Annotated in this window: 19 protein-coding genes; 2 read left to right on the top strand and 17 right to left on the bottom strand. The window is 34.6% G+C overall.

Annotated elements, in window-relative coordinates:
- Nucleotides 1-93: 93 nt before the first annotated feature.
- Nucleotides 94-1,410, bottom strand: a complete 1,317-nt coding sequence (locus ASE21_RS19915; protein WP_057124449.1) for an ammonium transporter — start codon at nt 1,408-1,410, stop codon at nt 94-96.
- Nucleotides 1,411-1,727: 317 nt separating this feature from the next.
- Here ASE21_RS19915 and ASE21_RS19920 point away from each other — a divergent pair, with 317 nt between their 5' ends.
- Both ASE21_RS19920 and ASE21_RS19925 read left to right on the top strand, forming a co-directional pair.
- Nucleotides 1,728-2,702 (top strand): Gfo/Idh/MocA family protein, encoded by a 975-nt coding sequence (locus ASE21_RS19920; protein WP_057124450.1) that lies wholly within the window; start codon nt 1,728-1,730, stop codon nt 2,700-2,702.
- Nucleotides 2,703-2,780: 78 nt separating this feature from the next.
- Entirely contained in the window at nt 2,781-4,316 is a 1,536-nt protein-coding gene (locus ASE21_RS19925) for a YifB family Mg chelatase-like AAA ATPase (protein WP_057124451.1), read from the top strand.
- Nucleotides 4,317-4,457: 141 nt separating this feature from the next.
- Here the strand turns inward: ASE21_RS19925 and ASE21_RS19930 are convergent, their stop codons facing one another.
- The 16 genes from ASE21_RS19930 to ASE21_RS19995 form a co-directional block, all read right to left on the bottom strand.
- A complete protein-coding gene (locus ASE21_RS19930) occupies nt 4,458-6,047 on the bottom strand; it encodes an ABC-F family ATP-binding cassette domain-containing protein (RefSeq protein ID WP_057124452.1) in 1,590 nt (529 codons plus the stop codon).
- A 153-nt stretch (nt 6,048-6,200) separates the two neighbouring features.
- Nucleotides 6,201-6,569 (bottom strand): nuclear transport factor 2 family protein, encoded by a 369-nt coding sequence (locus ASE21_RS19935; protein ID WP_057124453.1) that lies wholly within the window; start codon nt 6,567-6,569, stop codon nt 6,201-6,203.
- Nucleotides 6,570-6,595: 26 nt separating this feature from the next.
- Nucleotides 6,596-7,111, bottom strand: coding sequence for a hypothetical protein (locus ASE21_RS19940; protein WP_057124454.1), 516 nt, complete (start codon nt 7,109-7,111; stop codon nt 6,596-6,598).
- A gap of 95 nt (nt 7,112-7,206) precedes the next feature.
- Nucleotides 7,207-8,076: an alpha/beta hydrolase gene (locus tag ASE21_RS19945; RefSeq protein ID WP_057124455.1), complete on the bottom strand. Its 870-nt coding sequence runs from the start codon at nt 8,074-8,076 to the stop codon at nt 7,207-7,209.
- Nucleotides 8,077-8,158: 82 nt separating this feature from the next.
- Nucleotides 8,159-8,662, bottom strand: coding sequence for an SRPBCC family protein (locus ASE21_RS19950; protein WP_057124456.1), 504 nt, complete (start codon nt 8,660-8,662; stop codon nt 8,159-8,161).
- A 23-nt stretch (nt 8,663-8,685) separates the two neighbouring features.
- The gene (locus ASE21_RS19955) at nt 8,686-9,192 is read right to left on the bottom strand and encodes an SRPBCC domain-containing protein (protein ID WP_057124457.1); all 507 of its coding nucleotides are present in this window, start codon (nt 9,190-9,192) and stop codon (nt 8,686-8,688) included.
- Nucleotides 9,182-9,508, bottom strand: a complete 327-nt coding sequence (locus tag ASE21_RS19960) for an ArsR/SmtB family transcription factor (protein ID WP_057124458.1) — start codon at nt 9,506-9,508, stop codon at nt 9,182-9,184. The genes ASE21_RS19955 and ASE21_RS19960 overlap by 11 nt, the downstream gene beginning before the upstream one ends.
- 142 nt (nt 9,509-9,650) lie before the next feature.
- Nucleotides 9,651-10,838 (bottom strand): hypothetical protein, encoded by a 1,188-nt coding sequence (locus tag ASE21_RS19965; RefSeq protein ID WP_057124459.1) that lies wholly within the window; start codon nt 10,836-10,838, stop codon nt 9,651-9,653.
- A gap of 236 nt (nt 10,839-11,074) precedes the next feature.
- Nucleotides 11,075-11,788, bottom strand: coding sequence for a M949_RS01915 family surface polysaccharide biosynthesis protein (locus ASE21_RS19970; RefSeq protein ID WP_057124460.1), 714 nt, complete (start codon nt 11,786-11,788; stop codon nt 11,075-11,077).
- Between the two features lie 40 nt (nt 11,789-11,828).
- Nucleotides 11,829-12,038: a hypothetical protein gene (locus ASE21_RS21670; protein ID WP_317039171.1), complete on the bottom strand. Its 210-nt coding sequence runs from the start codon at nt 12,036-12,038 to the stop codon at nt 11,829-11,831.
- Nucleotides 12,014-12,139: a hypothetical protein gene (locus tag ASE21_RS22415; RefSeq protein ID WP_317039172.1), complete on the bottom strand. Its 126-nt coding sequence runs from the start codon at nt 12,137-12,139 to the stop codon at nt 12,014-12,016. Before ASE21_RS22415 ends, ASE21_RS21670 begins: the two co-directional genes overlap by 25 nt.
- Before the next feature lie 46 nt (nt 12,140-12,185).
- Nucleotides 12,186-13,343, bottom strand: a complete 1,158-nt coding sequence (locus ASE21_RS19975; RefSeq protein ID WP_057124461.1) for a DUF1624 domain-containing protein — start codon at nt 13,341-13,343, stop codon at nt 12,186-12,188.
- A 128-nt stretch (nt 13,344-13,471) separates the two neighbouring features.
- Nucleotides 13,472-13,831, bottom strand: a complete 360-nt coding sequence (locus ASE21_RS19980) for a hypothetical protein (RefSeq protein WP_057124462.1) — start codon at nt 13,829-13,831, stop codon at nt 13,472-13,474.
- Between the two features lie 87 nt (nt 13,832-13,918).
- Complete coding sequence (locus ASE21_RS19985) at nt 13,919-14,371, bottom strand: hypothetical protein (RefSeq protein ID WP_057124463.1); 453 nt, start codon at nt 14,369-14,371, stop codon at nt 13,919-13,921.
- Between the two features lie 469 nt (nt 14,372-14,840).
- A complete protein-coding gene (gene lysA, locus ASE21_RS19990) occupies nt 14,841-16,061 on the bottom strand; it encodes a diaminopimelate decarboxylase (protein WP_057124464.1) in 1,221 nt (406 codons plus the stop codon).
- Nucleotides 16,062-16,718: 657 nt separating this feature from the next.
- Nucleotides 16,719-18,173, bottom strand: a complete 1,455-nt coding sequence (locus ASE21_RS19995; RefSeq protein ID WP_057124465.1) for a glutamate synthase subunit beta — start codon at nt 18,171-18,173, stop codon at nt 16,719-16,721.
- Nucleotides 18,174-18,236 lie beyond the last annotated feature (63 nt).

Below are 18,236 nucleotides of genomic sequence, written 5' to 3' on the forward strand. Positions count from 1 at the left end.
AAATCTAAATTCTAAATCAACAATCTAAAATAAAAAAGCACTCTAAATAAACTTAGAGTGCTTTTTTTATCAGCAACGAGTAATATTAATTTCTTATAAGAATTCTCCGTGTTGAGAGATATCTAAACCTAATTCTTCTTTTTCTTCAGTAACTCTTAGAGGAGTAATTTTATTTACAATAAAGAATAAAATATAAGAGCCAACAAAAGCGAAGATTGATACAACAACCAAAGCAGTCAATTGGTTAATAAATAATGTTGGAGTTCCAAAAATTAAACCTTGGTTATCACCAACAGCAGGGTTGATCGCTTTTGAAGCAAAAACTCCAGTTAAAAGCATACCTACCATACCACCAACACCGTGACACGCAAATACGTCAAGAGCATCGTCAATTTTTCCTTTAGGGAATTTGCTCACTACAAGGTTACTTACAATTGCAGCAAACAGACCAATGAAAATTGCATGAGAAATACTTACGAAACCAGCTGCAGGAGTAATAGCAACAAGACCTACAACAGCTCCGATACAAGCACCAAGTGCAGATAATTTATGACCTAAAATTTTATCAAGGAAAACCCATGCCATAGCAGCAGCGGCAGCAGCAACAGTAGTAGTTCCTAAAGCCTGTACAGCTAAACCGTTAGATCCTAATGCAGAACCTGCGTTAAAACCAAACCATCCAAACCATAATAAACCTGTTCCTAATAATACATAAGTAATTCTGGCAGGATTAACTTTTTGAACTTTTCTTTTTCCTAAGAAGATTGCTCCGGCCAATGCAGCCCATCCGGCGCTCATGTGAACTACAGTTCCACCAGCGAAGTCAAGAACTCCCATTTTAAAGAAAACTCCATCAGGATGCCACGTCATGTGAGCCAAAGGACAATATATAACAATGATAAATAAAACCATGAATAACAAATAAGCCCAGAAACGTACGCGTTCTGCAAAAGCACCTGTAATTAATGCAGGCGTTATGATGGCGAATTTTGCCTGAAATAATGCGAATAACATAAATGGAATCGTAGGGGCTAAGCTCCACGCTGTGCTTGTTCCAACACCTTCAAAGAATAAATTAGTTGACGGATTTCCGATGATTCCTCCAATAGTAGGACCAAAAGCTAATCCGAAAGCAACAACAACCCATAAAATTGTAACAATTACCATTGCCATAAAACTTTGAAGCATAGTACTGATAACGTTTTTCTTACCTACCATTCCTCCGTAGAAAAATCCTAATCCTGGTGTCATTAACAATACAAAAGCAGTTGCAACGATCATCCACGCTGTATCTCCTGTATCAAACTTTACAGCTTCTGCCGGAATTGGGTTATCGGCGATGATGAAATTCGATATAAAGGTTAGTACCAAAATAGTGATAAGAATCACACTTAAAATAATTTTTCGCATAGTTATTTAGTTTTAAAATTTTTGATAAAAGTATAAAATGATTTAATACCCCATAAAAAAATAGGGTTCAATGTTTAATTTTTGTTAAATTTAAAATTTAACCCCTATCATTTTGAATGAATTTCTTAAAACAAACTTAAAATTTACAATTTGACAACATTTTTTTTGCTGTTACAATAAGTTTTGATAATTTTTGGGGTAATTGGTTGCTGTTTTTTGTAAGATATTAGATATTTGTTGTTTAAAAACGTCGAATATTTTTCAATGAGATTATATTTTTAATCTTTTTAACAATTTTGATGATTATAATATAAGCGATGAAAAATAAAAGAATTAAATGGGGAATTGTTGGCCTCGGAAATATTGCCGCACAATTTGCTGCAGACTTATTATTGGTAGAGAATGCCAAATTATCTGCGGTTGCTTCCAGAGATATTTCTAAAGGAAAAGAATTTGCAGCAAAGTTCAATGCATTGAAAACATACGATTCGTATGATTTACTTTTTGAAGATCCCGAAGTTGAAATTGTTTACATCGCAACACCTCACAATTCGCATGCAGAATTATCTATAAAAGCACTTGAACTAGGTAAACATGTGCTGTGCGAAAAACCAATGTCTTTATCTTATAAAGATGCTGAACGCATGATTGCAGCTTCTAAAAAACACAATAAGTTTTTTATGGAGGCATTCTGGACAAGATTTATTCCATCGGTTCAGGATGTTTTGCAGCAAATAAATAAAGGAGCAATTGGAAATGTTAACTATATAAAAGCTGATTTTGCCTTTCACGGAAGTGAAATTGAAAATAAAAGGCTTTTTGATCCGGAACTCGGAGGCGGAGCTTTATTTGATATTGGCGTTTATCCATTATTTCTCTCTTATATAATATTAGGAAAACCAAAAGACATAATTGCAAAAGCAGTTTATCATAAAAACGGGATTGATCTGCAGACTTCCATGATTTTGCATTATGAAAAAGCACAAGCCGTTTTGCATTCTTCTATAGTATCAGAATCTGATATGAAAGCAGTTATTGCCGGAAATGAAGGACGAATAGAATTAAATGCGCCGTGGTTTGTTGCCGGTGGCTATTCTTTATTTAAGAATGAAGAAAAAGAAGCTGTTTTTACTTTGCCGCCTTTAGGAAAAGGATATTCCCATGAAATTATCGAGTGCCAAAATTGTATTCAAAATAATGAAATTGAAAGCAGTTTTTGGTCGCACCAAAATAGTCTGGATTTGAGTAAGATAGTGGAGGAGATCAAAACGCAAATCGGTCTTCCGTTTTAAGATTCTTTATTTGTAATAAAAAACTTATAATTTGATATTTTTTCATTAGTTTTAAAACCAATTAATGAAAGGAATATTATGTTATTAAAAGTTTACGGAAGTGCTGTTTTTGGAGTTGAAGCCACGACGATTACGATCGAAGTGCATATGGATAAAGGAATTGGTTATCATTTAGTTGGACTTCCGGATAATGCAATAAAAGAAAGCAGTTACAGAATAGCCGCTGCCTTAAAAAATAACGGATTAAGTTTACCGGGAAAAAAAATCACTATAAATATGGCGCCCGCTGATCTTCGAAAAGAAGGTTCTGCATATGATTTACCTCTTGCAATGGGAATTTTAGTGGGTTCAGACCAAATAAAAGCACCGGAAATTGAGCAGTATATTATTATGGGAGAACTATCGCTCGATGGAAGTTTACAGCCAATCCGCGGGGCTCTTCCCATTGCTATAAAAGCAAAAGAAGAAGGTTATAAAGGTTTTTTTCTTCCAATTCAAAACGTTAAAGAAGCCGCAATTGTAGCTGGTTTAAATGTTTACGGCGTTTCTAATCTACAGGAAATAATTGATTTTTTTGCCGGGAAAGACACGCTTCAACCAACCGTAATTGATACACGTGCAGAATTTTATAAAACATTAGATTTCCCTGAATTTGATTTCTCTGATGTTCGCGGGCAGGAAAGTATAAAACGTTGTATGGAAATTGCCGCAGCCGGAGGTCACAACATCATTTTAATTGGTCCGCCCGGAGCAGGAAAAACTATGCTGGCCAAACGTGTTCCGAGTATCTTGCCGCCAATGACTTTGCGTGAAGCGCTGGAAACAACAAAAATTCATAGTGTTGCCGGAAAATTAAAAGAAGTCGGATTAATGAATCAGCGTCCGTTTCGAAGTCCGCATCATACGATTTCTAATGTTGCATTGGTTGGAGGCGGAAGTTATCCGCAGCCGGGAGAAATTTCTATGGCGCATAACGGAGTTTTGTTTTTAGATGAATTACCGGAATTTAAACGAGATGTTTTAGAAGTAATGCGTCAGCCGCTTGAGGATCGTGAAGTTACGATTTCCAGAGCAAAATTTACCGTGACTTATCCGTCGTCTTTTATGCTGGTGGCCAGTATGAATCCGAGTCCAAGTGGATTTTTTAATGATCCAAGTATGCCGAATACTTCGTCACCGCACGAAATGCAGCGTTATATGAGTAAAATTTCAGGTCCGCTTTTAGACCGGATTGATATTCATATTGAAGTTACGCCGGTTCCTTTTGATAAATTGTCCGATGACCGTAAAGCAGAAAGCAGTGTTGAAATTAGAAAACGGGTTACAGCCGCTCGTGAAATTCAAACCAAACGTTTCGCTGATATAGAAAACATTCATTATAATGCACAAATGAGCAGTAAATTAATTCGCGAGTTTTGCGGACTCGATGAAAAATCAAAAGAATTATTAAAAAATGCAATGGAGCGTTTGAATCTTTCTGCAAGAGCTTACGACAGAATTTTGAAAGTAGCCCGGACTATAGCTGATTTAGATGATGCGCCCAATATAATTTCGCAGCATATTGCAGAAGCGATTCAATACAGAAGTCTGGACAGGGAAGGATGGCTGGGGTAATTTTAGATTTATGAATTTAGATTTTAGATTGTGATTATACACAAAGTATTGTCATTCCGACGTAAGGAGGAATCGCACTAGAAATTCCACAAAATGGCGTGATATATGCGTGCGATTCCTCCTTACGTCGGAATGACAAATTTAATTCAATTCAATAAAATCTTCAATATGAATTTCCTTTAAAAAAACATCATCGTGCGAAACCACAATTAAAGTTCCTTTGTATTCATTAATGGCCGCGGTCAGGATTTCAATATTCTGAATGTCAAGATTATTGGTTGGTTCATCGAGAATGATAATATCCGGAGCGTGATTGTTAATGGTTAAACAGCAAAGCATTAAACGCATTTTTTCGCCTCCGCTTAAAGCAAAACAAGGTTTATCCCAGTCATTTTGTGTAAACAGAAATTTATTCAATTTCATTTTTATATCATGTTCCTGCAAACCGGAAACATTGAATTTCTGCGCTTGTTCGTAAACCGAAATTTGATTGTCAATAAGAGAATAATCCTGATCGATATAAATAATTTCAGATTCCGCTTTGTAAATACTTCCTTTTTTTGGTTCTAAACTCCCCATGATTATTTTAATCAAAGTTGTTTTTCCGGAACCGTTTAAGCCTTTTAAACCGATACGCTGTCCGCTTAAAATTTGAAAGCTAAGCGGGTTTTGCCATAACAATTGATCTTCGTAGGCATGGTTCATTTCATCTGCCGTAAAAAGTATTTTGCCCTTATGAAGATTAGTTTTGTCAAAACCGAATTTCATTTGATCAATATTGGATAAAGAAGATCGTAATTCTTGTAATTCTTTCGAAATTCCGCCAATTTTTTCAGCATGAACACCTTTAGTTTTTGCCGTGCTGTTTTCGGCATTATTTCGTAATGTGTTCATCATGATTCGGGAAACTCCGGCTTTCTTTTGCTTTTTTTCTCCGCGCGAATCCAGTTTATTCTGGCGTTCCAGAGTTTCACGTTCTTTTTCTTTTGCTTTACGCAAAGCCTTTTCTTTACTTTGAATGTCCTGATTTAGAGCATTATTTGCGATTTCTTTTTGTTCGGCATAAAAATCATAATTACCTCCGTATGCTGTGATTCCATGTTTGGACAATTCGTAAACAGGATTTAATAAATGCAGCAATTTCCTGTCATGACTTACGATAATCAAAGTCGCAGCAGTGTTTTGAATAAAGTGATATAATAAATCTCTCCCTGCGCTGTCCAAATGATTACTTGGCTCGTCAAGTAAAATGAGCTGAGGCTCATTAATAGAAATTCCGGCCAGGAAAACTTTCGTCTTTTGTCCGCCGCTCAGTGTTTCCAGTTTCTGGTTCCAGTCTAAATCCTGAAGCTGCCAATATTGGAGTGCTTCTTTGCAGCGATCTTCAATTGTCCAGTCATCGTTTAAGGTGTTGAGGTTTTCTTCAGAAACATTTCCGTTAAGAATTTCCTGAAATGCTCGTAATTTGTCAGCAGCCTGAAGCGCCTCTGCAACAGTAAGATGATTAAACTGTCCGAAAATCTGCGGCAGATAATAAGGTTTTGAACCTGTTTTTAATATACCTTCAGCAGGAGAAGCTTCTCCTGCAATAATTTTTAATAATGTTGATTTTCCAACACCGTTATTACCAATTAAAGCAATTTTTTCGTGTTGATTAACTGTAAAAGTGGTTTTATCAAACAGTAAATCTTTGTTGGAATGTAGATATGAGATATTCTGTAAAATAACCATAATTTCTTTCTTTAAGGAATAAACAAATGAGTAAACCGTTTTGCGGCTTACCTTAAAATTGTCCGAAAGAAATTTTTATTCACATAGAGATTGGATAGTTTATTTTACTGCTGCAAAGATATAAAAAATATTTTTTACTATTAAAATGCCGGATTATTCAAATTTTAAATGGGCATTTTTAGACATTAAATAGGAAGTAAGCTTTTTTATTTTTCCATTTTCCATTTCAAAAACATCACAAAAAACAGCATCAAGTTTATGGCCATTTTTCATATTTCCCTGAACGGCGCCTTCAGCAATAACAATATTATTTTCTTCAATTAATTTAATAATCTGTATCGTCGGGCTGCCGGTAAAATTGTCATTTTCAATTTCCTTATCAAATGCTTCCTTGCCTTTATGCTGGTAAATACCGGGCATTTCCCAAACGATATCATCAGTAAGACAATCTAGGATTCTTTTATGATCGCTTACCATAAAAGCGGCCATATACTCATTTACAGTTTTTTTATTTGTTGTCATAGTCACAAAAAATAAGGTTATGTTATTTATCGCTCTATCATTTTAGCCTGAAGAATTTCTTCAAGATCTTTAGCACTTTTTCTGCTTTCGGTTTTAAAACCAATCATAACCATTGCAATTCCACCAAGAAGCATCATGAAGGGAATAAGCATAAAAAAGTCAGTTTTAGGATTAAATTCATTACTAAACAGTAATTGATTTGCAGTTCCTAAACAAACTATGAAAACAATGCCAAGCCAAATAATCATAAAAACTTTTACATATTCAGTTAAACCCATTTTTACAATTACACGCGAACCGCTTAAGTCATCCTTAATTTCACCTTTTATAACAGGTAAAAATAAATTTCGATAGTTTATTTTCCTTTTTATTTCGAAGTGATTGTTGTAAATCCTGCCGGTGTACCTTAGATGATTGAATTTATAAGAATCAAAACTCGAAGGTTTTTTAGCATCAATTTCTTTTTGAAGATGAGCTAAAAGTTCTTCTTTATTTAGTTTTGAGTGGTAAAATAATTCTTCAAATGGCAATAAATTGTTCATCGTGTCAAGCTGCTACTTTAAATCAAAAGTACGAATTATCTTCTAAATAAGATAAAAATCGAGATTGAATTGCCTGTTTATTTTTCTCATTCATTTTATTCTTTGCTTTGAGGATAAAAGAATTTAAAAGAATTCGCGACTGCAGGATGTAAAATTGTGCCGTGATTTTCAGCAGGAAAATAATCGAAATAAACTTTAATGTTTTTGCTTTTTGATGCTTTTACTTTTTCTGCGAGCAAATTAGCATCAACTTCCATAACTCTCGGAATTTCAGTAGGAGTTAATCCTTCTTTGCCCACCGCAATGTAAATTTCTGTATGCTGGCTGAATTTTTCCAGAAAAATTTCTGAATCCTGATTTAAAAGAGAGCCGTTATCCCACCATAAACTCGGACTTACAATTACATATTTATTAAATAAGAAGGGCTTTTTAAATAAGATTTCTGTTTGTAATAAACCGCCAAGTGATTGACCAATAATAGTTTTAGAAGAAGTTGTTTTATATTTTTTATCGATAAAAGGCTGTAATTCTTTTTCGATAAAAGCAATAAATTTATCTGAATGTCCGGTTGTCGGAAATCTTTTTTTGTCCTTTTCGAGAGTAGTTGGAAAAGTAAAATCCCTTCTTCTGTCGACAGTTGCAATGCCAACGACAATAGATTTTGGAACCTGATTGATCCATTCAAAACTGTTAAATTGTACTAAACCTGAAATATGAATAAAATCTTCATTTGCAGAACCATCTAACAGATAAATTACAGGATATTTTTCTGCATCTTTAGGATTATAACCTTCAGGAAGATAAATGTTCAGAATTCTGTTTTCGCCTAATTCCTTAGATTGAATTTCATCTATAACTCCCAGAACAAAAGGTTTGACGGTTTCTGTAGTTTTAGATTTGTTGTTTTGGCCGAAAATAAATGTTGAAGAAAGAAATAAAAATGAGAGGATAAAAAACTTATTCATTAGTAAAGTAAAATGATTTGTAAAAAGACGAAAGTTACAATTTTTTATTTTTGCAGCTTTCGTCTTAAATCATTTAAAAGGATTATTTTGCTTTTCCGGCAAAAATCTTATCCAGACCTTCCATCGCAATTGTAAAGCCTTCTTTAAAACCCATTTCGATAATTTTTTCCAAATCTGATAAATTATCGTGTTTAATAACAATATCGACAATGGTTGAATTTCCTTGTTCAGAGAAATTTACATCCCAGTCTGATCTTGGAAAATCCGTATTTAAGTTTCCTTCGCTGTCGCTAAAAGCATCCAGATATTTAAAATTAGTTTTCGGATTAACAGATTTAAAATCGGCAATTGCCCAATGTTCTTCGCCCTGCGGACCAATCATAGCGTACAGTCTGCGGCCGCCTGCTGAAAAATCCATGCTTTTTGTTTTGGATTTCCAAGGTGCCGGCGCCCACCATTGGTCTAAAATTTCTGGCTCTGTCCATGCAGACCAAACATTTGATAATGAGGCATCAAATTCGCGTTTTACATTTACAGTGCTATTTTCTTTATCAACTGTAAAATTCATTAAAAGATTTGATTTCATATTTCCTGGATTTTAAATTGAAACTATTTTTGTTTTTCTTCTTCAAAGATTTTATCAAGAGTCTGCATTGTAGCAGTAATGCCTTCTTTGAATCCCATTGCCACTATTTGTTCTAATTCTTCGAAGCTGTCACGTTTAATAGCAATATCAACAACTGTCAAATCACCTTGTTCAGAAAACGTTAAATCCCAATAGGAACTTCCAAAAGCTGAATTTGGATTTCCTTCCGCATCACAAAATGTTGAAGAATGTTTAAAGTTCTTCTTTGGAGAGATCGACGTATAATCAAAACAACTCCAGCGCTCTTCGCCATCAGTACCTACCATGGCATACAATCTGCGTCCGCCTTCTGTAAATTCCATACTTTTGGTTTTAGATGTAAACGGAGCAGGCGCCCACCACTGATCTAAAATTTCAGCTTCTGTCCATGCAGACCATACGTTTGCTAACGGTGCGTCAAATTCACGTTTAATATATACTGTACTATTTTCTTTGTCTACGGTAAAATTCATTAATAAATTAGATTTCATTTTCTTTAGATTTTAAATTAATTAATACTTGATCCAGCTGACTAAAACGACTTTCCCAGATCTTTTTAAATTGTTCGAGCCATTGGTCAACTTCTTTCATTTTTTCTATTTTAAGCTGATAGTAAATTTCTCTGCCTACTTTTTTTTCATCTAATAGTTCGCATTCGTTTAGAACTTTAATATGTTTGGAAACGGCTTGTCTGGTTGTATTAAATTGTTCTGCAATGGCATTTGGCGTTAATGCATTGGCAGAAACCAAAACTAAAATAGCCCTTCTCGTCGGATCGGCAATTGCCTGAAATACATCTCTCTTCATTTGAATAATAAATTAAGCAACTAATCAGTTGCAAATATAAGCAACTTTTTGGTTGCGCAATTATTTTTTTACTTTTTTTTTAAAAAATTTATTTTTGTGGAAAAGAAAAAGGCGCATAGTATGCGCCTTTAATAATCTTAATTTATCCTCTGAATTTATTCCGAACAATAATATCTTTAAGTCTGGCTTTAAGGTCTTCGCCTGTATCATACACCATTTGTTCATTATTTGGAAAAGGAACCGCACGTTTATTGAAATAGGAAATATAGCTGTCATCGCAGGCATTTCTGTCGCCTTTGTAAGTCGAGTAAATATTTTCAAAAACAAACTCACTGCTCACGGGAAACGTCTGGATTAACTGATTGGTTTTTAAGTCGACATAATCAATTTTTGCTGTTACCTGACAGGATTTAAATTGCCTGAATTCGTAAATATTAGCGCGGAGAATTCTATAATTGTCCACTTTGATTTCTTTTCCTAAGCTGTCTTTTACAGGTCTTCCGCGGCCGTCAAGAAGTGTTTTTACCCCATCTTTTACCTGTCTTTCCTTAATAAATTCTTTCTCTTTAATTTGTTCCGGCGAAATTACGATTTGTCTGAAATTGATAACCAGACTATAATCGTAATTGATGTTTTTTTGTCTGGCGTTATGGTAAACCGTCCATTTATCATTTAAACCATATGTTTTAAAATCCAATAGATCGTCCTGAAGCAGTTTTGGAATCACCATATCGGTTTCATTTCGGGCATAAACATCCACAAAATCAGTTCCTTTAAACTGTGCATCGTCCATTAATTTTTTGGTGTTTTTATAATTTGGATTTATACTTTCCAGATAATAAAAATCATCATACGCTTTTCTGAAATCAAGTTTATTATTCGATTTTAAAAGTGCCGAAGCATTATCATATAAATATTTCGAAAGCACATTTCTGCTGTTCACAATCTGATCGGAGTAATTATCAAACGGAAAATCAGCATTTCTGCCTTGTTTTAATAAACGCAGCGGCAATAATGGCCTGATTTTTTCCTGACGGTTATTGAGCTGTAAATATGTGTTATAAATACGCTCCGCATTTGCCGGATTTGATTCTTTTGACATCATATCCAAATTTCGCAAATCACGATCTTTTGCTTTTGCAAACGCATCTTCAAGCAAATACACATAATCTTGTTTTCCCTTAGAATCTTTGTTGGTTCTCAAAGCTTCAACAGCACGATCAATCGCACCGTCATAATTTCCATCGCTTATTAAGGACTGAGTGGTTTTAACGCCGCAGGAAGAAAGAACCAAAAAAAATATAGAAAATAGTAAAGTAGTTTTTTGCATAGTTTCTCTTTTGAAGGTGTAAATATATCTTTTTTAACTTTCAACAACTATGCCTTTTTTAATTTTTTTAGGAGCAGGAAATTTCCGTTTTCATAATAACTTCAGTCCCGCTTTCGCCTTTATCTCTTCATCCCGATAGTCATCGGGATTACGAGGATACCGGCTCTATCGGGGCTAAATTAGACGTTTTGTTTTTCATAACAAATGAAATAAAAAGAAGTGAAACGACAGAAAAATTAATTTTCCCAGGTTTCAATTACATTATCATTCCATAATTTTTGGGCAGCCTCACTAAAAACTTTTGGTCCTTTTTTGAAGTTTTCATCCAGTTTATATTCACCGCCAGCAAATTGTTTTTTGCCGTTGTCATCAACACCAACCTGAACCCGGCTTTCTCCGCGCATAGCATATTTTTGATTCCCTTCGTACATGATAATTTTCATATCACACGGGCTCACGTCTCCGTGACAGGTTTTTTTATACATCAGCCAGGTTTCTGCGATTCCGTTTTTATCTAAATCTGTAATTTGAAATGTGTTTTTTACAAACGAAGCCACAATATCAACCGGACAATCTGAAATATAGTCATAAACTTTCCACGTTTGTTTTACTTCATTTCCCGAAACTATAAAATGATAAGCAAATAACTCAGCATCAGAACCATCAGATTCATGTTTGAATTTTTTGCTTGTATAATATCCGGTTTCGGTTGTAATTACGATATTATCGCCTGCTTTATCTTTCCAGCGGACAGCATTCTTTACAAAACCTTCGTATTTAATTGAAGCTGGAAATTGTGTAGAATCGATTTTTTGTACTGTTAAAACAAAGTTTTTGTCTTCAGGTTTACTCAATTCGGTCTTTGTAGTAGTTTGTGTTTCTTCCTTTTTGTTTTCTTTACAACCTGAAAAGAAAACTACAGAGATCAATAAAAATGCAATTTTTTTCATTTATAGTTTATTAAACTTTTATAATTTATAAAGCCGGTTTTTATTCTGACAATAGCTTTTTGATCAAAACAATCTGTGCTAAATGGTAATAACTGTGTTCGATCATGGCTTCAATGTTTCTTCTGTAAGTTCCATATTTTTCATCTACAAAAGCCTGATCTAATTGTTCATCAGTCATTTTCTCAACGAAAGATGCAAACTCTTCGGCAGCAATCCAGAATTTATTTAGAAATATTTCCCGGTTTTCCAATCTAAATTTTCAAGCTGATGTTTATAATTGGTATTTGCCATCCATGTTCCGTTTAAAATAGTTTCCCTAAAACGATCTGCAATTTCAGCATTGTTTTTCATGTCTGATTTTTTGACTGCGCAAAAATATAAAAATAAACTTACATAATTAAATATATTTTAACCACCAATATTTATTTTCAGCTTTATATTTTCCAAACCACTTGCAGGGTTTGTACAGCAATAACACAACAAAAATCCATATTAAATAAATTGCCCAAAGCGGTAAACCGCTTACTGTGTTTTTTGGTCTTCCAAAAGTTCCGGATACAAATTCAAGCTGCGACCAATTGAAGCCTTGCGCAAAAAGCATCAGCAGTGTGAGAATATGAATAATATAAAAGTGAACAACAAAATAAAACAAAGGGACTTTACCATAAACCAGCGTTACTTTTTTGATTTTGCCGTGAAATTGTTCCGCAAAAGCAAGCAGTAAAAACATAATCCCTAATGTGGTTAGACAAAAAAGGAGTGAAGGCGGATATTTGGTAATATTCATAAAAGACAAAAACGTAAAAAGAGCATCTCTTTGTGAATCCCATAAAGCCGGATCGCCATAAATATTGATACAGCGAAAGATGACAAATAAAACCAAAGCGCTCAAGCCAATTTGTATGAATAGCTTTTTTCTTTTTTCTTCTGCCAGTTCAAAGAATTTCCCCGACGCAAAACCAACCAGCATAATACCCAGCCATGGAATTGGCGGATACGCCATTATAAATGCTCTTCCCGAAAATGGTATAACGATTGGGCCGAAAAAAGGTGATAAAATGACTTTTAAAACTGAATTTTCTGTAAATGGCAGCAAAGGTAAAAGGTTGTGGAAAAAGATAATCACTAGTCCAATGATTCCGAGTATTTTGGAGCGGATTTTCAATAGTAACCCCAAAATAATAAATCCAAAACCAATTGCGGCTATCACTTCAAATAGAAGGGAATGAAAACCAATATCGAAGAACAATCCGAAATTAACAACTGTAAATTCCAGAAAGATTAACCAAAAACCTCTTTTAAACAAATGCTTTCTTGTTTCGCTGCTGTTTTTGTTTTGGAGAGAAAGATAAACCGAGGTTCCTGCCAAAAAAACAAAACTAGGAGCGCATAGATGTGTAATCCAGCGTGTAAAAAACAACAAAGGAGAAGTCGTTGCTAAATCGGTTGGACTTTGTGTAATTGAATCGACGTGCATTAAATCCCGAACATGATCCAGAGCCATAATAATCATTACAATTCCGCGGACAATGTCGATTGATTGCAGTCGTTTCATAAGTTTGATTTTTAAATACTTAAAGTAAAACTAATGAATTATTTTTAAGTATCTGAAATCAGTTTCTATTTAAAAACAATGCTAATCTGAAATGAATTGGGTAAAACAGGTGATTGAATTTATTTTTATCAGTTTCTGCTTTTTATCTGATACACAATCTCCCAAAAAATAATAGAAAATACAGCATTAGCAAATATTGCCGTCTTAACCTGATACGGATCGTAATTTAAAAACAGATGTAAATTGGTAAACTGCAACGCTAGAAATAAAGCCAAAGCGGCAATTACAACAGCACAAATTACATTTAATAAAGGTTTCCATTTTAATCCTAAAAACGCATAAAGAAGATTTAAAACCGCAAAACCACAACCTAAAGTTCTGTAAGGATCTGTCTTTAAAATTTCACCCAGCGAAAGTAAAAAGTGGGTTGAAGTTAGATACAAAAAGAAGAGAATAGAGTAAATCAGGACACGTATTTGTGGTTTCATTTTGATATTTTTTAATTGTCGAAAGTACGAATTAAAAATGAAGGTTAGATTAATGTGGATTTGAATAATAAATATGAAACTTGAATTTTATGGCAAAAGCGCTTCTATTTTAGCTTCTGATTTTTCTCTAATCGGACTGTCTGGTTTGAAACTCCAAATAATTAAAAATTTTCCTTTTGCTATATATTCTTCGGGATGTTCATCTGTTGGCTGTCCGTCTTTTCCCCACAATAATCCCTGGAGAAAACGATCGCCTTTAAACACGTGTTCAAATTCAAAATACATGATAGAACCGCGATCGGCTTTGTTTTTAAAACTTTGAATTGCTTTACTTTTTACAGTGCCAACAATATTGGCATACGTTTCAATGTCATTATAAAAAGTGCAGGCCTGAGGTGTAATGCAGATATTTCCGTCGCTTGCCACATAACCGCCTTTCGGAATCTCTTTTGGTTTTAGTTTTAAATCAGCAATGGTTTGGCTGAAAGAGTTGATTGTAAATAGTAGGAATAGTGCTGATAAGGGAAGGGTAAGTTTCATTTATTTCTGGGTTTGATTTGGTTTTACAAAAAAAGCACAAAATCGCGAGATAATTGTGCTTTGGTAAAATTTTATTATTGAAGGATTATTTTCTTTCAGTAATTTTTATAAATATTTGTTTTTGTCTTTTTCCGCCTGAACTAAACGTTCGTAAAGTCTACAACTTTATTAGGCGCATTGAAATTAAAAGAATTATATATGGTTTTTCGTAAATGGCTTACTAATTATATAATGAAAATGATTATGCTTTGTGGAGCTACTTGCGAGGATTTCCTTCGTCGAAATGACAAGATTGGAGATAAATGTCAATAAATAAGAGCTTAGGCTTATCTCAGTATTACAATTTCGATCTAAATAAAATCCGTTTAATCTTCAAAATCTGTGTGCTAAAAACACGCAGCAATAAATAAAAAAAATCCCGCCTCAATTAAGAAACGGGATTAAAGTGATATTCTCTTTTTTTCTATTTTTAAACTGCTGCAACTTCTTGTGGCAGCGGAATTTGATTTTTAAGTAAATCTTCGAAAGTTTCATGTGCACGAATTAGGATTCCTTGTCCGTTCATCCAAAGTACTTCGGCTGGTTTGTATCTTGAATTGTAGTTCGAAGACATTGAAAAGCAATATGCTCCAGCGTTACGGAAAGCCAAGATATCTCCTTCGTTAATTTCCTGAATTCTACGGTTGTTGGCGAAAGTATCTGTTTCGCAAATGTATCCTACAACAGAGTAAAAACGCTCTTTTCCTTTTGGGTTTGAGATGTTTTCGATGTAGTGCTGCGAACCATAAAACATCGGACGGATTAAGTGGTTAAAACCACTATCGATTCCCGCGAAAACTGTTGATGTTGTTTGTTTTACTACGTTTACTTTTGCTAAGAAGAAACCTGCTTCACTCACAAGGAATTTACCCGGTTCGAAAATCAAAGTTAAATCTCTGCCGTATTCTGCACAGAAAGAGTTGAATCTTTTTGATAATTTTTTACCTAATTCCTCAATGTCTGTTTCTATATCGTCTTTTTTGTAAGGAACTTTAAATCCGCTTCCGAAATCTAAGAATTGCAAATCTTTGAAATGTTTTGCTGTATCAAACAAAATTTCAGCAGCATACAAGAATACTTCGATATCTAGAATATCAGATCCAGTGTGCATGTGAATTCCAACGATGCTCATTTTAGTGTTTTCGACAATTCGCAAAATATGCGGAATCTGATGTACAGAAATTCCGAATTTACTATCAATATGTCCAACAGAAATATTAGCATTTCCTCCCGCCATTACATGTGGATTGATACGAATACATACCGGAATATGTGGATGTTTTGTCCCGAATTGCTCCAGAATAGATAAATTGTCGATATTAATTTGTACTCCCATTGCGGCTACTTCTTCGATTTCTTCAAGAGAAACGCCGTTTGGTGTAAAGAAAATTCTATCAGGTTCATAGCCAGCATGAAGTCCTAATAAAACCTCCTGAATTGATACAGTGTCTAAGCCAGACCCCATGTTCTTTAATAACTGAAGAATCGCAACGTTAGACAATGCCTTCATGGCATAATTAACTCTTAAGTTTTCTACTTTAGAGAAAGCTTTAGTTAATCTGTTGTACTGAGATTGGATTTTTTCGGCATCGTAAACATACAATGGACTTCCAAATTGGTCTGCTAACTGCAGTAAATCTTTTGCTTGCATTTTTATAAACTATTTTGAGCAAATGTATTACACTTTTCATACTCTACAAATAAATTGCAGAAAAATAACAAATTGTAACAAATTGTTTGTTTTTAAACAAAAAGAAGGCTATTTCAAATTTTTATAAATTCGTTTAAGGTTCTGAGACGCTGAGGTTTTAAGATACTAAAATTTTTTGTTTTTTACCACAACACGAGCGATAGCGAACTGGCGAATTACACTAATTATTAAATTAATTGTATGCTACAGATTAAATGATTTGAACTGATTGCTTTTAGAATTAATAATCTTTTGCAATTGTAAAATAGCCCGAGGTTTCAACCTTGGGACACAAAGTATTGTAATAATCATCCTTTTCCCAAGGTTGAAACCTCGGGCTATGTTTGAATGATGGAGATAGAATTGTTTTTTTAAAAGGAATTAGTGAATTTGTGTAATTGCTTCGCCAGTTAGCTATTGCTCGTGTCACGGCACAAAAAAATCTTTTTAATCATTATAATCTGTGGCAAAAAAACAAAACCCCTGAATAAAAATTCAAGGGTTTGTTAGTAGTTATGTTGTTTATCGGAATAAAGATTTTATAATTTCAGTTTAAGATCCAGTGAGAAAACCTTAGAAACTTAGCATCTCAGAACCTTAGAGCCTTAGAGCCTTAGATTACAAACTCGGTAAATCTCCTTTTCCTTTAGTAGGCAGGTTGGTAGATCCCATAAGGAATAAATCTACTTCTCTTGCTGCTTCGCGACCTTCTGAAATAGCCCACACGATTAATGATTGTCCACGACGCATATCTCCAGCTGTGAAGATATGAGGAACGTTTGTCTGATAGTTATGTGCTTTGTAATTGCTTCTCATATCAGTTTCAATGCCTAATTGCTCGCTTAACGTTTTCTCTGGACCTGTAAATCCAAGAGCCAATAACGCTAAGTCGCAAGGCCAGATTTTCTCAGAACCTTCTTTTTCAATAAGTTCCGGTCTTTGTCCCGGAGTCATTTTCCATTGTACTTCAACGGTTTTTAATCCTGTTAATTCGCCCTTGTCGTTAGAAATGAATTCTTTAGTATTGATTAACCAGTTTCTGTCGCAGCCTTCTTCGTGAGAAGAAGATGTTTTTAACTGCAAAGGCCAGAAAGGCCAAGGTGTGGACTCGCTTCTTCCAACCGGAGGTTTTGGTAAAATCTCAAAATTAGTAACCGATTTAGCTCCGTGTCTGTTAGAAGTACCAATACAGTCAGAACCGGTATCTCCACCACCAATTACGATAACATCTTTTCCAGTTGCTTTTATCTGGTCCGGAATAGATTCTCCGTATAAAACTTTAGTCTGCTGTGTCAGGAAATCCATTGCCTGAACAACTCCTTTGCTTTCGATTCCTTTAGTTGGAAGGCTTCTTCTTTCAGTTGCTCCTCCGCATAAAACGATAGAATCAAATGCGTTTAATTCTTCAATGCTAAAGTTTACCCCAACATTTACATTAGTTTTAAAAGTGATTCCTTCTGCTTCAAGGATTGCTACACGTCTGTCGATAATTCCTTTTTCTAATTTGAAATTCGGAATTCCGTAACGTAATAAACCTCCAATTGCATTGTCTCTTTCGAAAACAGTAACCGTGTGACCGGCTCTGTTTAATTGCTGAGCAGCTGCAAGACCTGCGGGTCCTGAACCAATAACAGCAACAGTTTTACCCGTTCTTGATTTTGGCGGCTGAGGTTTAATCCATCCTTCAGCAAAACCTCTTTCTACGATGCTTTTTTCGATATTTTCGATAGAAACCGGATCTTTGATGATTCCTAATACACATGATTTTTCACATGGAGCAGGACATAAACGGCCTGTAAATTCCGGGAAGTTGTTTGTAGACTGCAAAATCTCCAGTGCGCTCTGCCATTCTTCCTGATGTACCATGTCGTTGAAGTCAGGAATTAAATTTCCTAACGGACAACCACTGTGGCAAAAAGGAATTCCACAGTCCATACATCTTGATCCTTGTTCTTTTATTTTATCTTTTGCTAACGGAATAGTAAATTCGTTGTAGTTAGAAACACGTTCTGCAACTGCTAAATTACTTTCGTCGGCTCTGTTATATTCTTTAAATCCGCCTATTTTACCCATGACATTTTAATTTGATTTAGTTGTGAGATGTGAGGTGTAAGTTGAAAAATCAAACCTTAGCAC

It is taken from the genome of Flavobacterium sp. Root901, from assembly GCF_001429765.1.
GTDB lineage: Bacteria > Bacteroidota > Bacteroidia > Flavobacteriales > Flavobacteriaceae > Flavobacterium.